This is a genomic window from Brevibacterium sp. CCUG 69071 (assembly GCF_021023135.1).
GTDB lineage: Bacteria > Actinomycetota > Actinomycetes > Actinomycetales > Brevibacteriaceae > Brevibacterium.
The window spans coordinates 1-1,613 of the sequence record NZ_PGFV01000014.1 but is presented as its reverse complement, the minus strand read 5'-3'; the positions used below and the strand labels follow the sequence as shown (position 1 = coordinate 1,613).

At 61.4% G+C, this 1,613-nt stretch carries 2 protein-coding genes; both read left to right on the top strand.

Annotated features, from left to right (window positions below):
- Window positions 1-1,222 (top strand): hypothetical protein (locus CV023_RS18655; protein ID WP_230748573.1); only part of this gene is annotated, 1,222 nt, incomplete at its 5' end.
- Window positions 1,223-1,377: 155 nt separating this feature from the next.
- On the top strand, window positions 1,378-1,613 hold a 236-nt coding region (locus CV023_RS18650; protein WP_230748572.1), incomplete at its 3' end, for a hypothetical protein.

Below are 1,613 nucleotides of genomic sequence, written 5' to 3'. Positions count from 1 at the left end.
GTTCGGAGTCACTTGCATCGGGTCAGAGATGTTCTTCCTCGGACGGTACGGGTACAGGTTCTGGGTGTACGTCACGAACCTGTCCGGGACGTATTTGAGACGGTGGGAGTATCCCGATCCGGGATATTCGGAATCAAACCCCCTCACCTACCGGCCAGGCATTGGCAATGACGGTACGAACGTGGTTATTGCGCAGTGTGATGATGCTGGGCCGTTGAATATCCGCACCTACATCAAAACGACTGGTGCCCTGATTTCAGCAGCCAAGGACACCAGCGATAACACGAAGTCCGACGTGACCGGTGTCTACGTGGGAACGGCTGATTGGGGCGGCAGCACCAAGTACGCGGTCATTGCCAAGGCGAAGACCCAGGCTCTGCCCGCTTTCAACGCCACGACGGGAGTCTACGATTCGTCGAAGTCCTTCTACGTGGCCGACGGCACCAATGACACTGGGGTCGTGTGGGCTGGCGGGAAGTTCCGTACCCTGGATCCGACCGGCACGATTCACGAGTACGCGGACGTGAACACGGGCGACGCGTCCGGCGATTGGTGGGCTGTCTACAGGTGGTCGGTGGATGCCGACAACGACGGGTACAACGACTACACGTCCCGCATCAGCCCATCGGTTCGGTTCACGTGGCCGCGCAGGTCAAAGCTCAAGTTCATTGGCGCACCACTCCCACAGGGCGTCGGGTACATCACCCCCTCGGTTGCGAAGAAGACCACTCAGCCCGTGCGCACGGACTTCCGTACACCGAACTGGTCGGTGCGCGAGGGCGAGTCCGTGGCCTGGTACAACTCTCTGCCCTCGAATTGGGCGGCGGGTGCGGCGCCGGGTGATACGAACGATTTCCCCGAGGCCGAGTCGGCTGTACTCCAAGCCGCGTCGGGAACATTCCGGCTGCAGGGCGACGGGTCAGGCTATTGGGGTCCGTTGAAGATGGGTCGCAACGGCATCATGTCCGGACTCATTGTTCACGGCTACGTGACGATCACCCCGGATGCGGCTAACCAGTCCAAGAAGGTCACCATTACGCTTCCGGCGGGCAGGTTCACGAAGCCGCCTGTCATCTGGGCACAGTGCTCGACGTCTGTGCCCGAGCGGGTCAGCGTCGGGGTTCTCAATGAGTCGATCACGACGGGCAGTTTCGACCTCTACTTCACGCGCACGAACACAACCACCACCGGCGTGGACTGGTACGCCATGGATGAAGGGTGAGGAATGTACGCCACATGTGCCACCGAGGGATGCAGTAACGCCTACCTACCCGTTCTGATCCCGGACGATGCAGGGACCGTGATGTGCGGGCCGTGCGGGTTCGAAGTCACGAACATCACCGATATCAAACCAAACGAAGGGACGGTGTTGCCGGAATGGATATCCGAGATGCTGACACGACCGAACTCCGCCAGTTGAGGCACATGATCGACCAGGAGCTGCAGCGCCGGGACACGCTCGCCACAGCCGAGGCGAAGGCGACCGAGCTCAACACTGCCTACCTGGCCGCGGCTGGTGTCGAGCAGGGCCAGGACTGGCGGCAACCCACGTCCGCAGTGGACGCTTACCCGCTGGACTGGACTGTGACGCACGGCGGGAAGACCTGGATCTC